Below are 15,132 nucleotides of genomic sequence, written 5' to 3' on the forward strand. Positions count from 1 at the left end.
TGCGTACGGGGTGCATGGGCGCCGGGCCCGGTGGGCTCAGCGGGTCATGGGGGCCCGGAAGCGGCGGCGGTATTCCGCCGGGGACGCGCCGAGGGTCTTGAGGAAGACGCGGCGCATGGCCTCCGGGGTGCCGTAGCCGCTGGCGCGGGAGACCTCCTCGACGCCGTGCGCGGTGTCCTCCAGGAGGCGGCGCGCGTGTTCCAGGCGTACGCGCTCGACGTACCGGCCCGGCGTCATACCGGTCTCGGCCTGGAACGCGCGGGCGAAGTGCCGGGGCGAGAGCCGGGCGCGGGCGGCCAGGGACTCCACGGACAGGTCGTCGTCGGGGTGCTCGGTGACCCAGCGCTGCACCTCACGCAGCGGCGCGCGCTGGGCGGTCTGGGCGGAGAGCTGGGCGCTGAACTGCGCCTGGTTTCCCGGGCGTCGGAGGAAGACCACCAGGTGGCGGGCGACGGTGAGCGCGATGTCGCGGCCCAGGTCCTCCTCGACGAGGGCGAGCGCCAGGTCGATGCCGGCGGTCACGCCCGCCGAGGTGGCGATGTGGCCGTCGCGTACATAGATGGGGTCGGGGTCGACCTCGACCTCCGGGTGGTCGCGGGCGAGGCTGTCGCAGTGCGCCCAGTGGGTCGTCACCCGACGGCCGTCGAGCAGCCCGGCCTCGGCGAGCAGGGCGGCGCCGGTGCAGACGGACACCAGGCGGCGGGCGTACGGGGCGTGGGTGCGCAGCCAGTCGATCAGGCGGGGGTCCGGGGCGAGGGTGCCGAAGCCGCCGGGCACCAGGAGGGTGTGGGGGGCGGCGTCCGCTCCGAGGGAGGTGAGGGCGTGGTCCGGGGCGAGGGTGAGGCCGCTGGAGGTGCGGACCGGGGTGCCGTCCAGGGTGGCCGTGCGGACTCGGTAGCCGCTGCCGGGGTCTTGGGCCGCGAGGGTGGCGCCGGTGAACACCTCGACGGGGCCGGTGACATCGAGGCTCTGCACGTCCTCGAAGAGCAGGACAAGGACATCAAGGACATCCATGTCCCGGGGGTGGCCCGGGGCGGGCCGGGTGTTCGCTGGCATGGGTCCGATTCTTCGGGGGTCGTGTCATGGCCGCAATGACGCGTTCCCCACCTTTCCTGCCATGGGGGTGATGGTTTTCCGGCTCGGTCGGCCGGGGGTACCGGTCTTCCGGACGTACCGGCCAGTCGGTACCGTGCGGGCATGACCTCTCTGCCCGCGCGCGCCGGACGCCGCTGCCACAACGTCCTGAACCCGCTGCACTCCTCCGTCTACTTCTCGCCGGACTACGCCAAGGAGCTGGCCGGGGTCGGGCTCACCGACTCACGGGCCGGGTACTTCGTGGGGCGGGCCGCGGCCCTGGGCCGGGTCGGGCCGGGCGTGGTGGCGGCGACGTTCTACAACTACAGCTACGAACTGATCGCCGAGCTCGTGCCGTCGGTCTGGGACATCGCCTCGCCCGAGGACGTGGTCGCCGCCCGGCAGCGGGCCGCCGACTCGACGCTGCGGCGGCTGCTCGGCGACGAGGCCGTGGCGTCCCCGGAGATGGCCGAGGCCGCCCGGCTCGCGCTGCGCGCCACCGAGGGCTGCACCCGGCACGCCCGGCCGCTGTACGCGGCACACGCCGACCTGCCGGTGCCGGAGGAGCCGCACCTCGCCTACTGGCACGCGGCGACGCTGCTGCGCGAGCACCGCGGCGACGGGCACCTCGCGGCGCTCCTCGACGCCGGGCTCGACCCGCTGGAGGCCCTGGTCAGCCACACGGCGACCGGCAAGGGCATGGCGCCCAAGTGGGTCCTGGGCACCCGCGGCTGGCACCGGGCCGACTGGGACGCGGCCGTGGAGCGGCTGCGCGGGCGCGGACTGCTCGACGCGGACGACGCGTTGACCGAGGCGGGCACCGAGCTGCGGCAGCGGCTCGAACTCGCCACGGACCGCCTGGACGCCGGGCCGTACGAGCACCTGGGCGCGGAGGGCGTCGAGCGCCTGACCGAGCTCGGCACCGCGTTCGTCGGCACCGCGCTCGCGGCGGGGGCGTTCCCGGAGGACCTGCGCGGGAAGGGCTGACCGCCCCGCCGTACCTCCCCTTCCCCCTCACTGTCAGTACCACCTGCCACAATGCAGACTTCCAGCTCGCTCGGCCCGGTTCGGCTCAGCGAGACGAGAAGTGCGCGAAGGCGGTACGGACATCGTGACGACAGAGGTGCCCCCCACCACGGGTTCCACCGGTTCCATCGAAGGCAGGATCGCCGAGGAGCTCGGCGTACGGGAGCGGCAGGTGAAGGCCGCCGTCGAGCTGCTCGACGGCGGCTCGACCGTGCCCTTCATCGCGCGCTACCGCAAGGAAGCGACCGAGATGCTCGACGACGCGCAGCTGCGCACGCTCGAGGAGCGGCTGCGCTATCTGCGCGAGCTGGAGGAGCGGCGCACCGCCGTCCTCGATTCGGTGCGCGAGCAGGGCAAGCTCACCGAGGAGCTCGAGGCGCGGATCCGGGCGGCCGAGACCAAGGCCCGCCTGGAGGACATCTATCTGCCCTTCAAGCCGAAGCGGCGCACCAAGGCGCAGATCGCCCGCGAGGCCGGTCTCGAGCCGCTCGCCGACGGTCTGCTCGCGGACCCGAGCGTGGAACCGCTCGCCGCGGCCACCGCGTTCGTGGACGCCGACAAGGGCGTCGCGGACGCGCAGGCCGCGCTCGACGGCGCCCGCGCCATCCTCACCGAGCGGTTCGGTGAGGACGCCGACCTGATCGGTGAGCTGCGCGAGCGGATGTGGCAGCGCGGGCGGCTCGCGGCGAAGGTCCGGGACGGCAAGGAGACCGAGGGCGCCAAGTTCGCGGACTACTTCGACTTCGCGGAGCCGTTCACGCAGCTGCCCTCGCACCGGGTGCTCGCGATGCTGCGGGGCGAGAAGGAGGAGGTCCTCGACCTCACCCTGGAGCCGGAGGAGCCGGAGGCGTCGTCCGCGGGTCCCGCTCAGGACCAGGGCCCGTCGGCGTACGAGACCGCGATCGCGCACCGCTTCGGCATCGCGGACCGGGGCCGTCCGGGCGACAAGTGGCTGAAGGACACGGTGCGTTGGGCCTGGCGTACCCGGATCCTGGTGCACCTCGGTATCGACCTGCGGCTCCGGCTGCGCACCGCCGCCGAGGACGAGGCGGTCAAGGTGTTCGCCGCGAACCTGCGGGACCTGCTGCTCGCCGCCCCGGCGGGCACGCGCGCGACTCTGGGGCTCGACCCCGGGCTGCGTACGGGTGTGAAGGTCGCCGTCGTGGACGGCACCGGAAAGGTGGTCGCCACCGACACCATCTACCCGCACGCCCCGGCGAAGAAGTGGGACGCGGCGCTCGCCACCCTGGCGCGGCTCGCCAAGGAGCACGCGGTCGACCTGATCGCCATCGGGAACGGCACGGGCTCCCGCGAGACCGACAAGCTCGCCGGTGAACTCATCGCCAAGCACCCCGAGTTGAAGCTGACCAAGGTGATGGTCTCGGAGGCGGGCGCGTCGGTGTACTCGGCCTCGGCCTTCGCCTCGCAGGAGCTGCCGGAGCTCGATGTGTCGCTGCGCGGCGCGGTGTCGATCGCACGACGGCTCCAGGACCCGCTCGCGGAACTGGTGAAGATCGACCCGAAGTCGATCGGCGTCGGGCAGTACCAGCACGATCTGAGCGAGGTGAAGCTGTCGCGCTCCCTTGACGCGGTGGTGGAGGACTGCGTGAACGGCGTGGGCGTGGACGTGAACACCGCGTCGGCACCGCTGCTCGCCCGGGTCTCCGGCATCGGCGCGACCCTCGCGGAGAACATCGTGGCCCACCGGGACGGGAACGGCCCGTTCCGGGCCCGCAAGGCGCTCAAGGACGTGGCGCGGCTCGGCCCGAAGGCGTACGAGCAGTGCGCCGGGTTCCTGCGGATCCGCGGCGGGGACGACCCGCTGGACGCGTCGAGCGTGCACCCGGAGGCGTACCCGGTGGTGCACCGGATCGCCAAGGCGACGGGCGGCGAGGTGGCCTCGCTGATCGGCGACACGGGGACGCTGCGCTCACTGCGGGCGGACGACTTCGTGGACGAGAAGTTCGGCCTTCCGACCGTGACGGACATCCTCGGCGAGCTGGAGAAGCCGGGGCGGGACCCGCGGCCCGCGTTCAAGACGGCGTCCTTCAAGGAAGGCGTCGAGAAGATCTCCGATCTGGCGGCCGGGATGGTGCTCGAAGGGGTCGTGACGAACGTCGCGGCGTTCGGGGCGTTCGTGGACGTCGGAGTGCACCAGGACGGGCTCGTGCACGTGTCGGCGATGTCGCGGACCTTTGTGAAGGACCCGCGGGACGTGGTGAAGCCCGGGGACATCGTGAAGGTGAAGGTGCTCGACGTCGACGAGGCGCGGAAGCGGATTTCGCTGACGCTTCGGCTTGACGATGAGGCGGCTGCCTCCGGCGGTTCCGGCGGCTCCGGTACTGGCGGCAAGCGGCGTGACCGGGGGCAGGGAGGTGGCCGGGCGCCGCAGCAGCGCAGTGGCGGCGGTGGCCGTGACCGGCGTGGTGGCGGTGGTGGTGGGCGGCAGGCGCCGCCGCCTGCCAACAGCGCGATGGCGGATGCCTTGCGGAAGGCGGGGCTTGTGGATCGGGGGCGTCGCGGGGGGCGTTGAGGGGTCATTTCCCCAGTCCCGCCCCTTCCCGTCACTGGGGCTCCGCCCCGGACCCCGCTCCTCAAACGCCGGAGGGTCTTTATGGGCGGGGTGGCCGGCGTTTGGAGACGAGCGCGTTCAGCGCGACAAAGGGGTCTGGGGGCGCAGCCCCCAGACACGGGAAGGGGCGGGGTCAGGGGAGCAATCCGACTGTTGCCGTCAGTGTGCTGCCCGTCGTCCGGGCGACCAAGTACGACTCTCCTCTGGTCGCCCGCGCGTCCAGTGCGATGTCGTGTGTGCCAGGGGCCAACGTGTCGTCGTACACCTCCCGGGCGTGCGTCCGGTGCAGGCGGTCCAGGCGGTACGCGGTCACGTGGACGCGGCAGGTGGAGGTGACCTCCACCTGCGCCCGGCCGCGGGTCGCCGTCAGGCGCATGAGGCGGCGCTGGGCCAACGGGCTGCGGTCCAGGGCGTGTTCGATCTGCGCGACCAGGAGCGGGATGATCGGGGCGAGGCCGTCGACGTACGCCACGTCGACCCCCGCGTTCTCGAAGGCGCGGCGCACTGCCGTACGTTGCCCCTCCGTGACGACCCGGCCGAAGGCGACCGCGCCGTAGGTGGCGAGCTCCTCGGCCGGGATGTCCACGGCGGCGTCGGCGTGGCCGATCTCCGCGCCGATGCCGATGATGCGGAGGGCGGCGGCCAGTTTGCCGAGGACCGTCGCGCGGGCGCCGATCAGCAGAGCCCTGCGGGGCGGGGTCGGCGCCGGGCCGTCCAAGAGGCGGCGCAGCTCCGCTCGGTACTCCTCGCCGTGGAAGCGGAACGGGCCGATGCCGTGGTAGCCGTTGCGTTCCAGGTCGACGTGCGTGTCGGTCTGCCAGGCGAAATCCCGCCAGACGTAGTCGTCCCAGCCGTCCGCCGTCCGCTCGATCAGGGCCGTCACCGCGCCGCACTCCAGGCCCTCGCACTCGGGGCAGCCGTAGATGATGTACCGGCCGTCGGTCAGCGGGGCCTCAGCCTCCAGGAGCAGGCGCCGTACGTGGTCGGTGAAGAGCGCGGGCGGTACGTCGGAGGCGAGCGGCGAGACGGCGTCGAGGTCGGAGAGCTGGAACAGCAGCGGTCGGCCGTCGACGATGAAGTCCTGGAAATCCCGGTGCACTTGGTAGTCACCGTTGGCCAGGACCCCTCCGGCGCGGCTGGCCGGTGCCAGGCCGAAGGTTGCGTACTCGGCGTATTCGGCGTACTCGGCGTGCTCGGCAGACTCCGCAGACATGGTGTGAGTATCCCCAGCTTGGTGGGGTTCTGAGCGCGGCATGACTCATTCCGGTACTGCTCCCCGTCGTCGCCGTGCTCGTTAGGGTCGGCGTATGGCGACGGCTGATGTGATCGTGGTAGGGGGCGGGGTCATCGGGCTGACGACGGCGGTGGTGCTCGCGGAGCGCGGCGCGCGGGTGCGGGTGTGGGCGCGGGAGCCCGCCGAGGACACCACGTCGGCGGTGGCGGGCGCCCTGTGGTGGCCGTACCGCATCGAACCGGCGGAGCTGGTGGCCAGTTGGGCCCTGGAATCCCTGCGGGAGCATACGGCGGACGCCGAGGCGCCGGACGAGACCGGGGTGCGCCTGGTGTCCGGGGTGCACGCCGGGCAGCGGCTGAGCGGGCTCGGGGCGTGGGCGGGCGGGCTGCCGGGGCTGCGTGAGGTGTACGGGGACGAGGTGCCCGGGGCGGCGTACGAGCGCGGGGTACGGGTCCGGCTGCCGCTGATCGATATGGCGGTCCATCTGGCGTGGCTGCGGCGGCGGTTGGCGGCGGCCGGTGGGGTGGTGGAGCTGCGCGGGGTGCGGGACCTGGCGGAGGCCGGGGCGGTGGCGCCGGTGGTGGTCAACTGCTCGGGGCTTGGGGCGCGGGAGCTGGTGCCCGACCCTGAAGTGTTCGGGGTGCGGGGGCAGTTGGTGCTCGTGGAGAACCCCGGGGTCGAGGAGTGGTTCACGGATGCCGCCGCGGGGGCGGATGCGCTCACGTACTTCTTTCCGCGGGGTGATGTGGTGGCTCTGGGCGGCACGGCCGAGGAGGGGGCCGAGGGGCGGGTTCCGGATCCCGCGGTCGCCGCGGCGATCGTGGCGCGCTGTGCCGCCGTCCGGCCCGAGTTGGGGCGGGCGCAGGTGGTGCGGCACCTGGTGGGGGTGCGGCCGGGGCGTCGGTCCGGGGTGCGGCTTGAGCGTGAACAGGGCACCTGGGGCGGCCTGTTGGTGCACAACTATGGGCACGGGGGTGCCGGGGTGACGGTGGCTTGGGGGTGTGCGCGGGCCGCTGCGGAGCTGGTGGATCCGGGGCGGAACGCCGGAGGGGGCTGAGCAGACTGCCCCCTCCGACGTTCGAGGACGCGCGCGTCAGCTCTGTTCTCCGCTACGCGGCTGCGGGGGCGTCGGGTCCCCGTTCGGCTCCGCGGGACCGATGCGGATCTCGAACTCGCCGTCGTACTTCGCGTGGCCCGCGATCACGGCCATCTCGACGGCCTCCTCACCGCGTTCGCCCCGCACGATCAGCGGGTCGCGGCGCAGGTCGCGCATGAGGGCGACGCACATCCCGATCATGACGAGCAGGAAGGGCGCGGCTACGAGGATGGTGAGGTTCTGCAGGCCCTCCAGGGCATTGTTGCCGCCGTTGCCGATGAGCAGCATGATCGCGGCGACGGCCCCCGTGAGAACACCCCAGAAGATGACCACGAAGCGGGTCGGCTCGTAGGTGCCCTTCTGCGAGAGCGTGCCCATCACGATGGACGCGGCGTCGGCACCGGACACGAAGAAGATGGCCACCAGGATCATCACCAGGAGGCTCATCACCGTCGCGATCGGGTACTCGCTGAGGACCCCGAACAGCTGGCCCTCGACCGTCAGGTCCTCGCTGAGCCGGTTCTCCTCCTTGAGCTTCATCGCCGTACCGCCGAAGATCGCGAACCAGATGAGGCTCACGGTGCTCGGCACCAGGATCACACCGCCGATGAACTGCCGGATGGTGCGGCCCCGGCTGATCCGGGCGATGAACATGCCGACGAACGGCGTCCAGGAGATCCACCAGGCCCAGTAGAAGACCGTGTTGCCGCTCAGCCACGCGGCGATGCCCTCACCGCTGGATGCCTCGGTACGGCCCGCGAGCTGCGGCAGATCACCGAGGAAGGAGCCGAGCGAGGTGGGCACCAGGTCGAGGACCAGGACCGTCGGTCCGACGACGAAGAGGAACACCGCGAGCAGCCCGGCGAGCACCATATTGATGTTGGACAGCCACTGGATGCCCTTCTCGATGCCCGACACCGCGGAGGCCACGAAGCAGATCGTGAGGACCGCGATGATGGTCACGAGGACGGCCGTGCTGACCCGCGCCGCCCAGTCGAGCTCCTGCATGCCCTGGGCGATCTGCAGCGCGCCGAGGCCCAACGAGGCCGCGGAGCCGAAGAGCGTCGCGAAGATCGCGAGGATGTCGATCGCCTTGCCGAAGCCGCCGTTGGCGTGCCCCTCGCCGATCAGCGGTGTGAACACGGCGCTGATGGTCTGCCGGCGGCGCCGCCGGAAGCTGCTGTAGGCGATGCCGAGACCGGCCACGGCGTAGATCGCCCACGGGTGCAGGGTCCAGTGGAACAGCGTCGTGGCCATGGAGGTCTCCATGGCGGCTCCCGAGTCCGCGGGCGAGGTGCCCGGCGGCGGCGAGGCGTAGTGCGTGAGCGGCTCGCTGACCCCGTAGAACATCAGGCCGATGCCCATACCCGCGCTGAACATCATCGCGACCCAGGAGACCGTGCGGAACTCCGGCGCCTCGCCCTCCGCACCGAGGGTGATCTTCCCGTAGCGGCTGGCCGCGAGCCACAGCGCGAAGACCACAAAGCCGGATGCGGCCAGGACGAACGCCCAGCCGCCGTTGTGCATCAGGCCGCTGAGCAGATCCCCGGACACGCTCTGCAGCGACTCGGTACTTATTGCGCCCCACAGCACGAACGCCACGGTGGCAACGGCCGTGACGCCGAACACCACCCAGTCGGTCTGGGCGGGGCGATGGTCCAGCTCCCCGGGGAGATCCGCCACCACGGGCGGCGGATCTCCCGGGTCGGCTGTCTTGTTCATGTCCTGCGTCACTGGCAGCCCCTTCGGGGTAGCGGATGTTGCGTACCGCTACCCCTTACCACAGGTGGCGCCTTTATTACTGGTCAACAACTGTCTACTGACGTGCCCTTGGTCAGGTGATAGGCGGCCCGCTCGTCGAGAAGCAGTGGGACAAGTGCCCTCATTGACTGACGTACAGGGACAAAAGCCCCGTCGCTGTCGGGCCGTGCCGTCACGCCGTGCAGGGCGAGTTCGCCCTTCACGTCGGCGTACTGGGCGGCGTCCAGCCGGTAGCCGCAGGGCGGGTCCGGGATGACCTCGGCGGGCTCGGCCGGGTCGTTATCGGCACCGCCCAGGTAGACCGGGCCCCGGTCGGCGAGTCCGGCGCCGCGGGCCTGCGTGGTGGCCGCGCGCACCTGTCCGGCGCGCTCGCCGCCGAACGCGATCAGGCCCTTGAGGGCGGCGAGTTGGGAGTGCACCCGGCGGCGGTTGTTGACCGCCTCGTCCGCCTTCTCCTCCTCGGTGAGCGGGTCGACGCGGCTCTCGATGAGCAGGCCCACGGCGTGCTTCACGCCGGAGGCGTTGCGCAGGATGCGCTCCTGGCCGTCACCGGCCGTCTGCTTGATCGGTTCGCCGGTCTCGGGGTCGGTCCAGATGCCGTACGTGCCGGTGGAGTACTGCTCCGCCTCGGCCGTGGGCCGGATGTAGTCGGCGGAGAGCGTCCTGGCCTCGGCGTGCACGCCGTCCGCGGTGTTGAGGTTGCGCGGCCAGAGGTCGAACAGGTCCTTGTCGTAGTACGGGGGTGTGGCGCCGTACTCGTGCAAGTCGTAGATGACGTCGGGGCGTTCGTCGCGGATGACGGCGGCGATGGTGCGGCCCTCGCGGGTCTTCAGGGCGATGTGGTCGCGATTGATGTCGACGCCGTCTGCGTTGCCGCGGGTGTCGGCGGCCCGGCCGTCGGGGTTGGCGGTGGGGATGACGAGTACCGAGGTGCGGGAGAGGAACGCGCGGGTGGCGGGGTCCTCGGCGTAGGCGAGGTCGCGGAGCTTGCTCAGGCAGGCCTCGCGCCCGGACGGCTCGTCGCCGTGCTGGGTGCAGACGAGCAGCACGGTGGCCGCGGTGCGGTGGCCCGAGCCGAGCCGGACGAGCTGGAGCGGGCGGCCCTGTTCGGTGGTGCCGACGGTCTCCAGGGCGACGTCGTCGTTCTCCTTGTCGACGGTGGCAAGGAACTTCTGCTCCTCGGACTGTGTGGTCCAGCGCTCGCCGTCGGTGCGCTCGAACCCGGTGCGGGGCGGCGCGTCCTGAGGCGTACCGGCGACGGCGGGCGCGCTCAGGAGCGGGGCGGCCAGCGCGGTGGCGGCCGTGGCGAGGACGAGGGTGCGCAGGCGGGGTCTCACGGGGTGGGGCCTCCCAGGGTCGGTCACGGTCGTCGGGCGTAAGCAATCAGCCTGTCCGGCGTTTGAGGACGAGCGCGTTCAGCGCGAAGCGGGGGTCTGGGGGCGGCAGCCCCCAGGACGGCGCTAAGGAACCCGGTCACCTCGCGCCGGAGCGGTGAGGCCGTCCCGCGGGCCCTCCCCCGGTGCGGGCGCACCAGAACCGTCCGTGGCCGCGCCCAGCGCATCCGCGCCGCCGACCAACGGCAGCCGCACGTCGCTGCGGGCCAGGTCGAGGGTGAGCCGCGGCTTGGAGTCCGGCGGTTCGATCAGGCCGTTGTCGGTGCCCGCGACGATCAGGGCGAGCCGGTGTCCGGCCGGTACGACGTGGTCGCTCGCGGCGACGTCGATGGTGATCTCGTACGGCTTGCCGGGCGTGAGCGGACCGCCCTGCTCCGGATCGTCGTGGGTGCCCAGGTCGGCCCAACCACGGCTGAAAATGGTGTGGTTGACGTCGGCCGTGTCGGCGGCGGTGTCGAGGTAGCAGGGGCTGTCGCCGGGCCGCTCGGCGCCGAAGCAGCTGCGTGAGGTGAGCGTGGTGATGCCCTCGCCCTCGGCCGTGTAGTCCCGGATGGTGTCGGGCCCGAGGTCCACGAGTACCGCGGACAGATGGGCGGTCGACGTCGACGGGGTGACCGTGACCGTCACCTCGGAGGAGCCGGACAGGCGCAGCTCCCTCGTGAGCGGGGCGGTGACGAACCCGGCCTTCTCCGCGGTCGGCCTGTCGATCCGGGCGGCCCAGTCGGCCTCACCGAGCTTCGGGTTGTCGGTGAACCGCTCGGTGGCTCCGGCCGGCGCCGGGTCCGGGCCGAGCGTGCCGACGCCGGGCTTCGCGCCCTTGCCGGGGTGCAGAGCGGTCGTCTCGGTGCCGGACGGGGGCCAAGTGGCGTCGGTGGTCCAGCGGTCGGGGGCGCGCTCGATGTCGGCCATCGGCTCGTCCTCGATGCCGTTGTCCAGGCCGAGGAGTTCGTGGTCGAACCAGCGGTGCAGGGTGCGCACCCAGTCGGCGCGGCGGAAGTCGAAGGGGTCGACGTGGCCGGTCTGGCTGAGCCAGATCTTCCGCTCGACGCCCTGCTCGGCGAGGGCGTCCCACCACTGACCGAAGTGCTTCGCCCGGACGTTGAGGTCCTGCATGCCGTGCACCACGAACACGCTCGCGTCGATCTTCTTCACATCCGGAGCAGTTGACACGTAGTCTCGCTCGCTCCACAGGTCGGTCCAGTCGCCGCTCCGCGGCGCGCCGTCGATGAGCCGTTGCTGTACGGCGCCGCAGCGGGCGCGCGCCTCGGGAGTCTCGACGTAGTCGGAGAGCCACTCGGGCCCGCCGTCGTAGAGCGGGGCGCCCTGCTGGAAGTAGTAGTCGTACCAGGACGAGATGGCGCCGATCGGGACGATCGTTTTCAGGCCCTCGACGCCGGTCGCGGCCACACCGTTGGCGACGGTGCCGTCATAGCTCTTGCCGATCATGCCGGTGGCGCCATTGGTCCAGTCGGCCCGGGCGGGTTCGCCGCCGGTACGGCTGGTGTACGCGTCGGCGCGGCCGTTCAGCCAGTCGACGACGGCCTTGGCGGACTCGACGTCGGAGCGGCCGCCGACGTCCACGCAGCCGTCGGAGCGACTGGTTCCGGCCAGGTCGACGGCGACGAAGGCGTAGCCGCGCGGGACGAAGAAGTTGTCGTAGTAGAGCGGGAATTGCACGACTCGCCCCGCGTCGCCTTCGGCGTCATAGGTCTTCTTCTGGCTCTCGTTGCCACGCCCGCAGCACTGGTAGTACGGGCTGGCGTCCATGATGACCGGTATCTTCCGGCCCTCCTGGGCGGGTTCGCGGGGCCGGATGATGTCGGCGGCGACCCGGTCGGTCCTGCCGTCCCCGTCGCCGTCGATCCCGGTGTCCACCCACACGGACTCGCGGATCGCGTCGGCGTAGGAGTAGACCGGCTTGCTCTCGTCGACGGTGGGCTTCTCGGCGTACGCCGGGGAGAGCGGCACAAGCAGCATCGCCAGGAGCGCTCCCGCGAGCAACAGCACACGTATCAGGCGCAGATCCCGCACACGTATCGGCATGCGCCGGAAGGTACCCCGGTCAACTCCCGTACAAAAGAGGGCAGGAGTGGACTTCGAGGGGCCTGAGGTCAGGACCGCAGGACGAAGTGGCGCATGTCGACCGCATGGCAGTCATGTGACAAACGCGGCCATGGACATGACTGGGGCGGGGGCGGCTGAATAGGGTCCGAACACCGAACCCACGCCACCCCCTACGACTTGGAGCTTCCGTGCACCGCAACCGCAGACTGATCGTCCCCGGCGCGTTCGCGGCCGCCCTGCTGCTGGCGATCCCGGCATCCGCGGCCGACTACGAGCCGGGCGCACCGGGCATCGGCGACCCCTACTACCCGGCCAGTGGCAACGGCGGCTATGACGTCTCGCATTACGACCTGCGCCTGAAGTACCAGCCGGAGACCGACCTCCTGGAAGGCACGGCGACCCTCAACGCCACCACCAAGCAGGACCTTTCGCGCTTCAACCTGGACTTCGGCCTGAAGGTCAGCGAGGTCCGCGTGAACGGCAAGAAGGCCAGCTTCAAGGCCACCGGCACCCAGGAACTGGAGATCACTCCGGCGGCGCCGCTGCCGAAGGACACTCCGATCACCCTCGTGGTCCGCTACGCCGGGAAACCCTCCGAGCTGGAGATCAACGGCTACACGGCGTGGCACCGCACCCCGGACGGCGGGGTCGCGGCGCAGGAGCCGGAGTCCGCGGTGTGGTGGTTCCCGTCCAATGACCACCCGCTGGACAAGGCGACGTACGACGTGTCGGTGCAGGTGCCGAACGGCACCCAGGCGATCAGCAACGGCACGCTGCAGTCCGAGCGTCCGGTCGGCACCGCATGGACCCGCTACAGCTGGCGCTCCAACAAGCCGCAGGCCAGCTATCTGACCACGCTCGCGGTCGGCAAGTTCGACATCACCAAGGACGAGACGGCGTCCGGGCTTCCGGTGCTCAACGCGTACAGCAAGGATCTCGGCGACCACGCGGGCGCGGCCCGGGCCAGTATCGAGCGGACCACTGAGGTCGCCGAGTGGCTGGAGGAGGTCTTCGGCCCGTACCCCTTCAACTCCCTTGGCGGGTACGTCCCGAACGTGACGAGCGGCTACGCCCTGGAAACCCAGACCCGGCCGTTCTACAGCCCGAAGCAGTTCGCGAGCGGCTCGAACGTCTCGGTGGTGGTGCACGAGCTGGCGCACCAGTGGTACGGCGACAGCGTCTCGGTCGACGGCTGGAAGGACATATGGATCAACGAGGGCTTCGCCCGGTACAGCCAGTGGCTGTGGTCCGAGAAGGAGGGCGAGGGCACGGCGCAGGACCTCGCGGACTATGTGTACGCCTCGCACCCGGCGGACGACGCGTTCTGGACGGTCAAGCCGGGCGACCCGGGCCCGGACAACCAGTTCCACCTCGCGGTGTACGACCGGGGCGCACTCGCCGTGCAGGAGCTGCGCAACGAGGTCGGGGACAAGGCCTTCTTCGAGATCCTGAAGGGCTGGCCGACCGAGCGGGCGTACGGCAACGCGAAGGTGAGCGACTTCGTGTCGTACGCCGAGCAGGTCTCGGGCAAGCCGCTCGCGAACCTCTTCGACACCTGGCTGTACGCACCTCAGAAGCCGGAGCGTCCCACGGTAGGTGCGTCGGAGACGTCAGCGCGCAGTGACGAGCGGCCCGCGCGGCCGAAGTCCTGGAAGAAGATCGCGGCGACGAATTCGGTCCACGACCACTAGGGGGTTACCTCGAAGTAACTTCTGCTGGTTTGATGAGGACGCAACATGTCCATACAAGTTCACGGACCACAGGAGAAGCAGTGTCCCCCCACTCCTCGATCCGCCGCGCCTCCGGCGCCGCCGTCGCCGCCGCACTGACCGCCGCGACGCTGACGGCGGCCGCCCCTGCCGCGTCGGCCGCTCCGGCGACCCCGGAGGCCACCGCCGAGGCGCAGAACGTGAAGGTCCTGACGTACAACACCTTCCTCTTCAGCAAGTCGCTGTACCCGAATTGGGGCCAGGACCACCGGGCCGCCGAGATCGTCAAGACGCCGTTCTTCCAGGGGCAGGACGTGGTCGTGCTCCAGGAGGCGTTCGACAACTCCTCCTCGGACGCCCTGAAGGACGCCGCCAAGGCGCAGTACCCGCACCAGACCCCGGTGGTCGGCCGCAGCAAGGACGGCTGGGACGCGACCGGCGGCAACTACTCGACGACCACGCCGGAGGACGGCGGGGTCACGGTCCTGAGCAAGTGGCCGATCCTGCGCAAGGAGCAGTACGTCTTCCCGGACGCCTGCGGCGCGGACTGGTACTCCAACAAGGGCTTCGCGTATGCGGTCCTGGACGTGAACGGCAAGAGGGTGCATGTCGTCGGGACGCACGCCCAGTCCACCGACGACGGCTGCGGCGACGGCGAGGCGGCCTCGATGCGGAGCCGCCAGTTCAAGAACGTCGACGCGTTCCTGGACGCCAAGAAGATCCCGGCCGACGAGCAGGTCCTGATCGCCGGCGACCTCAACGTCGACTCGCGCACCGACGAGTACGGCTCGATGCTGACCGATCTCGGGGCGGACGGCGCCGAGTCCCGCACCGGGCACCCGTACTCCTTCGACACCGAGGCCAACTCGATCGCCAAGGACCGCTACGCGGGCCTGCCCAGCGAGGACCTGGACTACGTGCTCCACCGCACCGGCCACGCGCGCCCGGCGGGCTGGAACAACAACGTCATCAAGGAGGAGTCCGCGCCCTGGACCGTCACCAGCTGGGGCAAGGAGTACACGTACACGAACCTTTCGGACCACTACCCGGTGACCGCCTCCGGGACCAAGTGACATCACGCGGACGGGCGCCGGGCGGGCTGTTTGAGCCCCGTACCACTCCAGCAGGCACCTCTCACCGGGCGGAAGACGGCCAGTTAGACTCACCCGGCCGTCCTTTACGATCTTCTTACAGGGTGACGT

At 71.0% G+C, this 15,132-nt stretch carries 10 protein-coding genes; 5 read left to right on the forward strand and 5 right to left on the reverse strand.

Annotated features, from left to right (window positions below; translation table 11 throughout):
* Positions 1 to 36: 36 nt before the first annotated feature.
* On the reverse strand, positions 37 to 1,014 hold the full coding sequence (locus ACWD10_RS37195) for a GlxA family transcriptional regulator (protein ID WP_451098153.1): 978 nt from the start codon (positions 1,012 to 1,014) through the stop codon (positions 37 to 39).
* Positions 1,015 to 1,197: 183 nt separating this feature from the next.
* Here ACWD10_RS37195 and ACWD10_RS37200 point away from each other — a divergent pair, with 183 nt between their 5' ends.
* Both ACWD10_RS37200 and ACWD10_RS37205 read left to right on the forward strand, forming a co-directional pair.
* The gene (locus ACWD10_RS37200) at positions 1,198 to 2,061 is read left to right on the forward strand and encodes an SCO6745 family protein (RefSeq protein WP_451098141.1); all 864 of its coding nucleotides are present in this window, start codon (positions 1,198 to 1,200) and stop codon (positions 2,059 to 2,061) included.
* A gap of 124 nt (positions 2,062 to 2,185) precedes the next feature.
* Positions 2,186 to 4,633 carry a Tex family protein gene (locus ACWD10_RS37205; RefSeq protein ID WP_451098142.1) on the forward strand — a complete coding sequence of 816 codons (2,448 nt, stop codon included), beginning with the start codon at positions 2,186 to 2,188 and terminating at the stop codon, positions 4,631 to 4,633.
* A gap of 172 nt (positions 4,634 to 4,805) precedes the next feature.
* Here the strand turns inward: ACWD10_RS37205 and ACWD10_RS37210 are convergent, their stop codons facing one another.
* Positions 4,806 to 5,885 carry an oxidoreductase gene (locus tag ACWD10_RS37210; protein WP_451098143.1) on the reverse strand — a complete coding sequence of 360 codons (1,080 nt, stop codon included), beginning with the start codon at positions 5,883 to 5,885 and terminating at the stop codon, positions 4,806 to 4,808.
* A gap of 94 nt (positions 5,886 to 5,979) precedes the next feature.
* Here ACWD10_RS37210 and ACWD10_RS37215 point away from each other — a divergent pair, with 94 nt between their 5' ends.
* Positions 5,980 to 6,963 carry an FAD-dependent oxidoreductase gene (locus tag ACWD10_RS37215; protein WP_451098144.1) on the forward strand — a complete coding sequence of 328 codons (984 nt, stop codon included), beginning with the start codon at positions 5,980 to 5,982 and terminating at the stop codon, positions 6,961 to 6,963.
* A 36-nt stretch (positions 6,964 to 6,999) separates the two neighbouring features.
* Here the strand turns inward: ACWD10_RS37215 and ACWD10_RS37220 are convergent, their stop codons facing one another.
* The 3 genes from ACWD10_RS37220 to ACWD10_RS37230 form a co-directional block, all read right to left on the reverse strand.
* Positions 7,000 to 8,724, reverse strand: coding sequence for a BCCT family transporter (locus ACWD10_RS37220; RefSeq protein ID WP_451098145.1), 1,725 nt, complete (start codon positions 8,722 to 8,724; stop codon positions 7,000 to 7,002).
* Between the two features lie 83 nt (positions 8,725 to 8,807).
* Positions 8,808 to 10,100 (reverse strand): M14 family metallopeptidase, encoded by a 1,293-nt coding sequence (locus ACWD10_RS37225; protein WP_451098146.1) that lies wholly within the window; start codon positions 10,098 to 10,100, stop codon positions 8,808 to 8,810.
* A gap of 123 nt (positions 10,101 to 10,223) precedes the next feature.
* A complete protein-coding gene (locus tag ACWD10_RS37230; RefSeq protein ID WP_451098147.1) occupies positions 10,224 to 12,200 on the reverse strand; it encodes a Xaa-Pro dipeptidyl-peptidase in 1,977 nt (658 codons plus the stop codon).
* A gap of 209 nt (positions 12,201 to 12,409) precedes the next feature.
* On the opposite strand from ACWD10_RS37230, the gene ACWD10_RS37235 reads away from it, so the two are divergent.
* Both ACWD10_RS37235 and sph read left to right on the forward strand, forming a co-directional pair.
* A complete protein-coding gene (locus tag ACWD10_RS37235; protein WP_451098148.1) occupies positions 12,410 to 13,912 on the forward strand; it encodes a M1 family metallopeptidase in 1,503 nt (500 codons plus the stop codon).
* Between the two features lie 32 nt (positions 13,913 to 13,944).
* Positions 13,945 to 15,003, forward strand: a complete 1,059-nt coding sequence (gene sph / locus ACWD10_RS37240; RefSeq protein ID WP_451098149.1) for a sphingomyelin phosphodiesterase — start codon at positions 13,945 to 13,947, stop codon at positions 15,001 to 15,003.
* Positions 15,004 to 15,132: the final 129 nt, after the last annotated feature.

It is taken from the genome of Streptomyces sp. NPDC002851 (genome assembly GCF_053591935.1).

What these genes read in the sequence shown, in the direction of transcription:
- ACWD10_RS37195 (WP_451098153.1), bottom strand. Translation starts at nt 1,014, where the DNA reads ATGGATGTCCTTGATGTCCTTGTCCTGCTCTTCGAGGACGTGCAGAGC.
- ACWD10_RS37200 (WP_451098141.1), top strand. Translation starts at nt 1,198, where the DNA reads ATGACCTCTCTGCCCGCGCGCGCCGGACGCCGCTGCCACAACGTCCTG.
- ACWD10_RS37210 (WP_451098143.1), bottom strand. Translation starts at nt 5,885, where the DNA reads ATGTCTGCGGAGTCTGCCGAGCACGCCGAGTACGCCGAATACGCCGAG.
- ACWD10_RS37215 (WP_451098144.1), top strand. Translation starts at nt 5,980, where the DNA reads ATGGCGACGGCTGATGTGATCGTGGTAGGGGGCGGGGTCATCGGGCTG.
- ACWD10_RS37220 (WP_451098145.1), bottom strand. Translation starts at nt 8,724, where the DNA reads ATGAACAAGACAGCCGACCCGGGAGATCCGCCGCCCGTGGTGGCGGAT.
- ACWD10_RS37230 (WP_451098147.1), bottom strand. Translation starts at nt 12,200, where the DNA reads ATGCCGATACGTGTGCGGGATCTGCGCCTGATACGTGTGCTGTTGCTC.
- sph (WP_451098149.1), top strand. Translation starts at nt 13,945, where the DNA reads ATGAGGACGCAACATGTCCATACAAGTTCACGGACCACAGGAGAAGCA.